Here is a 6,388-nt window from a genome sequence, read left to right as displayed (position 1 = left end):
GGGTGGGGGTCGTCTCTGGCGGGGGCCATCGGTCGAAGTCCAGCCAGCGGTCGGCCTTCTGAAGATGGAGCCTTACGGGAGCCCGGCGGAGCTGGGCTTTGTCGCCGTTCAGGTGGGCGCCGAGCCAGGACACCTGGTCGGCGAGCGTCGCGCGGAGGGCCTTCGTGTCGTGACCCCAGGGGCCGATGGTGATGCGGACGAGGCGTCCGGCGCCGTGAAGGGCGGCGAAGTCGCGGAGCTGACCGCGGAGGAAGAGATCCCACCAGCCCGTCACCATCGTGGCGGGCGACGTGGTCGCGGGGACGGCGGCGCTGTGGTCGGTGGCCTCCCAGAAGTCGTCGCCGCGCCCGGCGTGGGCGGTGACCTCGCGGAGGAACGGCTCAGGACGTCCGATCGCGGCCGTGTCGGCTTCGCCCACCGGCAGGTGCCGCATCGCACGGCGGACGCGTCTGTCATGCAGGAGCCTGTCATGGAGACGCCGTCCCGTATCCCCCTGGGCCCCCATCGACGACGACCAGATGAGCGTGTTGTGCAGGGCCAGCGCACCGCCCGGATAGAACGAGCTCACGAACTCCGACGCGGTGACGCCGAGCCCCAGCGCCTCCAGAGGCGGATCCGCGTAGGGCGCGACCGCCCATTCGGTGAACCCGAGGTAGCTCGCCCCGGCCATCGCGACCCGGCCGTCGCACCACGCCTGGGCCCGCACCCACTTGAGCGTCGCGAGGCCGTCGTCCTTCTCGCTGTGGAAGGCGCGGAACTCACCGCCCGACCCGAGGACGCCGCGCACGTTCTGGACGACGACCGGAAAGCCGCGCCGCGCGAGGACCCCCGCGAAGAGCCGGATGACCGGCTGCCGCTTCCCGTACGGGGTGCGGACCAGCACGACCGGCATCGGCCCGGCGCCCTGCGGACGGTGCAGGTCCGCGACGAGCACGACCCCGTCCGGCATGGGGACACGCAGGTCACGCGCTATCCGGACATTCGGCTCCGGCGCCTCGGGGAGGCCGAGCAGGCGATCCGCGAGTCGTCCCCAGACCGCCATCGGCGTCCTCCCAGGCTTCGGCTGCCCCGTCCTCCCGCGTCGGGGCAGAAGGCCGGGCCTCGTCGGAGGCAAGGCTAGCCAGCGTGAGATCGCTCAGAAGACCTGGGCGGTGAGGCGTTCGTACTCGGTGAGGATCCGCGCGAACTCGCCCGTGGGTATCTCGCAGGCGTATCCTGGCAGCCACAGATGCTCCAGGCGGACGGTCCGGACGTCCAGGCGCAGGTGACAGGCGTTCCCTGTGTGCTCCCAGCCGGGCCGTGCGTTCCGGACGACGTCCAGATGGTGGCGGTGGCTCTGCACGTCGTGAAGCAGGAACGCGGTCAGGACGTGGCGTGGCCCGTACACCGAGGAGCTGGATCCGCATGCGGTCAACGCGGCGGACTCCAGATCGACACCGGAATCCGCCAGCTCTGGGAAGAACACCCTCACGCGCTGCACGACCCCCGCGACCTCGATCGGATCGCAGGGGAGACGTAGGACCATGTCCGGGTCGACGTAGCCGTGCACTGGCACTCCCGCCACGAAGCCGTACCACGCACCAGGGACGGCTCCCAGGAAACGAGCCTGCGTCAGAGCGTTGCCCAGTTCACTCATGAGCCGCTCTGGGTCGATGCCACGCGGCATGAACGTTTTGGTGCCGCTGCGGAGCCGGGTGTGCGTTCCGCCCAAGACAGCGAGATCCGCCCAGCACGCACCGGAGCCGGTTCCCAGGACGCCGTGCGGCAGGCAGGCGTCCGGGTGCGCGGTGAGGCCGGCCACGTCCTCAAGGACGGCGCGCGGCGTCTGGACCAGGCCCCAGCCCTGGGCCCGGTGGGAGACGGAGCCGAGCGCGAGCGACGTGGCGACCGACTCGCCGGACGGCGCCTCGCTCAGCGCGCGTTCGAGGGTGCGGCGGCCATGCAGCGCGCCGACCTGCTGGAGGTACTCGTCCAGGCACCGCCGCAGGACGGCCGGGTCCAGGTCGCACGAGGCCCACCCGCCGACGTCGCGCACGTGGACGATCGTTCCGTCGAAGTCGAGGCGGTGGTAGCGGTAGAGCTCCTGCCAGGGCTCGATCCGGTCGCCGGTCAGCCGCCCCTGGGCACGGACGATCGCGGAGATGTCCTCGCCCAGGTCGTTGATGAGGAAGTCGCGCAGGGGGGCGTGCAGCGGATCGGTCTCGACCGCCACCCGCACGCCGTCGCTGCGGAACCGCACCGGGAGCGATATCGCCATTCGCGTGATTATGCCGATAAGCGAAGATCATCACTGCTGTGGCGGAATGTTCGATCCGATCAATCTCGGGCGCCGGCCGGGTGCGGCGGGCCGGACTCGCCGCATGTAGCGGCGCACTGACCATGCGTGGTCGCGGTCGTGGGGCACACGCTCGTCGCCGCATCCCGGTCGTGGTGTCGACGACGGGCATCCCACAGATGGGACGGAATTACGAGTTGACAGTCTCGAAGGCTTATGGCTAACTATTGCCCATGGAGCTTTGATATCTCTCCGGTTGAGCCGCCCCCGCCCACTCAGGCACGGGCCGCTCCCACCTCATTAGGCGGCATGACCGCCGTCACTTGACGCCGTTGCACGACACCCGTCCTATGACGGCCGTCACTTGATGCCTTGCGCCACGTCCGCGTCACACCGGCCGTGGCCTGCACCGTCATGCTGCGCACCTTTTCCGCTCGGCCCTTTTCCGCCTGGCCCTTTGCGGCCGGACCCGAACGTGCCCGGAGGTCTTCTCTTCATGCCTGCCATTAACCACGATCCCGCGTCCACTCCCTTCACCAAGTCGAAGAAGAAGGGCAAGCGGAAGAACCCCGACTTCAGGTCGGCGAATTTCGCGAACAATCGGCGCAACGCCGGGCGGATGCCCACCCGCCAGTTCAACCGCGGTCGCTGAACGGCGCCCGTGCCCGGCCCCGGCCCTCAGCGGCCGGGGCCGGGAACTCCGCCCACACGACCCTCCGGTGACCGCACGTCCGGGACCCCCAGCGGGCCGCGAGCGCCTCCACGATCCGCATCCCCCGCCCGGTCTCCGCCCCGACCTCCTCCTCGACGTACGGGCGCCCCTCCGCGGCGCCGTCGTCGAAGACCTCCAGCCGGTAGACCCCGCCCCCGGCCGACAGGACGACCGTCACCTCCCCGTCCTCAAGCCCGGACGCCGTGTGCGTGATCGCGTTCGCCACGATCTCGCTGGCCACGGTCACCATGTCGTCCAGCGTCATGCCATCCGGGCCCGCGTCGCCCGCCCCCTCGCCGTACCGGCCGATGCCGCCGCGTCCAGGTTCGCGGGAGCGGCCGAGAACCGTGTCGCGGACGAAGGTCCGCGCCCGCCCCACGGACTTGCGCACCCCCGGCAACGTGATCTCGCCGATCACCGGGTGGTCCCGGCCGGCAGCTCGCACCACGTCCTCGACGCCCACAGAGACGGCCCCCTTTCGCCTCCGGAAAGTCGCCCGTCACCCTCGCTGTACGGCCGGGGACCCGTCTCCCGTTCACGTCCCCGCGAACGTTTCCCCAGATCGCACCACCGGCCCCACACAAAACGCACGTAGCCGGGAGCCCCGGGCGGTGCGGCCATGGCTACCGGGAGGATTCAGGCGAAATCCGTTGTTATCCCCTCAGCATGAGCGCGTGAACACGGCGGGCGCGCGACCAAGGGGAGAGGACATCATGACCGAGGATCTCGGATACGGATGGCAGGGCGACCTCGTCGACATGCCCGCCTACCTGAAGCGGGTCGGCCACGACGGCGATCTGGCCCCCACGCCCGAGACGCTGCGCGCCCTGCACCGCGCCCACACCACCTCCATCCCGTTCGAGAACCTGGAGATCATGCTCGGCCGCCCGGTCGAGCTGTCACTGGACGCCGTCCAGTCCAAGCTCGTCGACCGTCCGCGCGGCGGCTACTGCTTCGAGCACAACCGGCTGTTCGCGGCCGTCCTGGAGCGCCTGGGCTACGAGGTCACCGCGCTGGCCGGGCGGGTGACGATGGGGACGGACAAGCTCCTGCCGTCCACGCACGCGCTGCTGCACGTCCGCCCGCCCGGCCGACCGCGCGACCAGGCCGCCTGGCTGTGCGACGTGGGTTTCGGCGCGGGCCCCCTGGAGCCGTTGCGCCTCCGCGAGGGCGAGGAGGTCGACCAGGACGGCTGGCGCTTCCGCCTCCAGAAGGGCAGGACGGTCTCCACCTGGAGCCCCGCCACGGCCGGGTGGGAACTCCATCAACTCCAACCGGAGGGATGGGTCCAGCGTCACACGTTCACCATGAACGAAACGTTCCGCATCGACTTCGACGTGTTCAACCACTACGTGTCGACCAGCCCGCGATCCCCGTTCACGAAGCGCCCGTTCACGCAGAAGTTCTCGCCCGGCGCCCACCACGTCCTGGACGGGACGAAGCTGACCACCACCGGCCCGGACCGCTCCACCGAAACCCGCACGCTCGCCCCGGAGGAGCTGCCCGAGACACTGGCGAGCCACTTCGACATCGTCCTGGAAGCCGAGGACGCACGAGGTCTCATCACGTTCATGCGCTCCCTGAACGACGGTTGAAGTCCTCCCTCGGGGTACCGCCCAGCCTGGGGCAACAGCTCCGTCCGCGCCGACCGCCCGCAGAGGAGGGACGATGAGCGAACGCAGACGTGACGAGGACAAGCCGCTCGCCGACCGCCGCGCCGAGGAGAACGCACCCCAGGAGGAGGACCACGACTTCGGCGACGAGCACGCCCCCGGCCCCACCGACCCGCCGATCGCCGAGGCCGAGACCCCGGGCGGCGAGGACGAGGGCTACACCCCCCAGACCGAGATCCCCGACTAGCCGCCCGCACGGCGGAAGGCCGCCCCGTGCACGTCGGGGCGGCCTTCCGCCGTCCTGCTTATCGGTCGTACCTTCTAGTCGGGGTGGGGCGGCTGCTGGTCGGGCGGGGTTCCGCCGCCCTCACCGCCGCCCTTGTTCCCCTTGTCGGTGCCGTGCGCATGGCTCTTCTTCCCCCTGGTCGACGAACGGTCGGTCGACTCCGGCGCCGGATTGTTCGTCACCTGGGTGCGGTCCGACCGCCGTATCTCGGGCTGCTGCGGGTTCGGCATGATCCTCGCCTCCTAGGCACTGGATGGATCGGGACGCAGCGGGTCGTGTCCCACGCTCATCAGCGCGTGCCGCCACTCCTCGTCCCGCTCCGCGTTCGGCGGACGGTTCTCCAGCCGGTCCTCCACGTAGTCGACGACCTCTTGCATGACCTCGGCGTCGCCCTCGGTCAGGTCGACCTTCCGCTTGCGCAGCACGTCCACCACACGGGAGCCGAGTTCGGAGACTCCCGGGCTCGGACCCGCGGGGAAGGCCTCCTCTCCGGAGGCGTCCGTGAGGAGCCAGGTCCGCAACTCGTCGGAGGTCATGTTGACGAGCCGGTGGAAGTCCTCCCAGGCCAGCTCGACCTCGGCCGAAACGCGCTCGTTCATTCGCAACTCCCTGTCCGCCGTTCACGACCGCCGTACCCGTCACCCACGGCCCCATTCACCGTTGCGCCATCCGCCCGGACGGGCAGGCTCGCCCCCAGGTGGCGGGGCCTTTTGTGTCAGACTCCTGCGTGCAGGACCTCCGGGTCACCCCGTCACGGGACAGCAAGCTGAGGGAGCACCATGGAACTCGTCCACTCGGGCAAGGTCAGGGACGTCTACGCGGACGGGGACGACCTGATCCTCGTGGCGTCCGACCGGGTGAGCGTGTACGACGTCGTCCTGCCGACGCTGATCCCCGACAAGGGGAAGATCCTCACGCAGCTCTCGCTCTGGTGGTTCGAGCAGCTCACAGACATCATCCCCAACCACATCGTGTCCGCCACTGACGTACCGGAGGAACTGGCGGGACGGGCCGTCCGCTGCCGCCGCCTCTCCATGCTCCCCGTCGAGTGGATCGCCCGCGGCTACCTGACCGGCCTGGGACTCAAGGAGTACGAGAAGAACGGGGCCGTTTCCGGGATCTCGCTGCCGGACGGCCTGGTCGAAGCGTCCAGGCTGCCCGAACCGATCTTCACCCCCACCACCAAGGCGACCGAGGGCCACGACGAGTTCATCACCTACGACGACGTCGTGCAGGAGATCGGCGACGACACCGCCACCCGCCTCAGGGACGTCACCCTGGAGATCTACAAGCGCGGCGCCGCCATCGCCGCCGAGCGCGGCATCATCATCGCCGACACGAAACTGGAGTTCGGACGCGACGCCGACGGCACCCTCACCCTGGGCGACGAGGTCCTGACCTCGGACTCCTCGCGCTTCTGGCCCGCCGACCAGTGGCGGCCCGGCCGCCCCCAGCACGCACTGGACAAGCAGTTCGTCCGCAACTGGAGCAGCACCCTCGAC

General features: G+C 70.0%; 8 protein-coding genes. 3 read left to right on the top strand and 5 right to left on the bottom strand.

Annotated features, from left to right (window positions below; genetic code table 11):
- The 3 genes from E1281_RS35875 to E1281_RS35865 all read right to left on the bottom strand — a co-directional run.
- Positions 1-1,042, bottom strand: a 1,042-nt coding sequence (locus E1281_RS35875; RefSeq protein WP_131884154.1) for a CocE/NonD family hydrolase, incomplete at its 3' end; no start/stop codon positions are given.
- A 93-nt stretch (positions 1,043-1,135) separates the two neighbouring features.
- Positions 1,136-2,257: a hypothetical protein gene (locus tag E1281_RS35870; RefSeq protein ID WP_131884153.1), complete on the bottom strand. Its 1,122-nt coding sequence runs from the start codon at positions 2,255-2,257 to the stop codon at positions 1,136-1,138.
- A 653-nt stretch (positions 2,258-2,910) separates the two neighbouring features.
- Positions 2,911-3,450, bottom strand: a complete 540-nt coding sequence (locus E1281_RS35865) for an ATP-binding protein (protein WP_131884152.1) — start codon at positions 3,448-3,450, stop codon at positions 2,911-2,913.
- Between the two features lie 250 nt (positions 3,451-3,700).
- On the opposite strand from E1281_RS35865, the gene E1281_RS35860 reads away from it, so the two are divergent.
- Positions 3,701-4,582 (top strand): arylamine N-acetyltransferase, encoded by an 882-nt coding sequence (locus E1281_RS35860; RefSeq protein ID WP_131884151.1) that lies wholly within the window; start codon positions 3,701-3,703, stop codon positions 4,580-4,582.
- 73 nt (positions 4,583-4,655) lie between these two features.
- Positions 4,656-4,847, top strand: coding sequence for a hypothetical protein (locus E1281_RS35855; RefSeq protein ID WP_131884150.1), 192 nt, complete (start codon positions 4,656-4,658; stop codon positions 4,845-4,847).
- A 74-nt stretch (positions 4,848-4,921) separates the two neighbouring features.
- Here E1281_RS35855 and E1281_RS35850 read toward each other — a convergent pair whose 3' ends face one another.
- The gene (locus tag E1281_RS35850; RefSeq protein ID WP_131884149.1) at positions 4,922-5,116 is read right to left on the bottom strand and encodes a hypothetical protein; all 195 of its coding nucleotides are present in this window, start codon (positions 5,114-5,116) and stop codon (positions 4,922-4,924) included.
- 12 nt (positions 5,117-5,128) lie between these two features.
- Positions 5,129-5,485: a DUF3140 domain-containing protein gene (locus E1281_RS35845; RefSeq protein WP_131884148.1), complete on the bottom strand. Its 357-nt coding sequence runs from the start codon at positions 5,483-5,485 to the stop codon at positions 5,129-5,131.
- A 180-nt stretch (positions 5,486-5,665) separates the two neighbouring features.
- Here E1281_RS35845 and E1281_RS35840 point away from each other — a divergent pair.
- On the top strand, positions 5,666-6,388 hold a 723-nt coding region (locus E1281_RS35840), incomplete at its 3' end, for a phosphoribosylaminoimidazolesuccinocarboxamide synthase (protein WP_131884147.1).

The organism is Actinomadura sp. KC345 (genome assembly GCF_004348515.1).
GTDB lineage: Bacteria > Actinomycetota > Actinomycetes > Streptosporangiales > Streptosporangiaceae > Spirillospora.
This window is presented reverse-complemented; position numbering and strand designations above follow the sequence as displayed.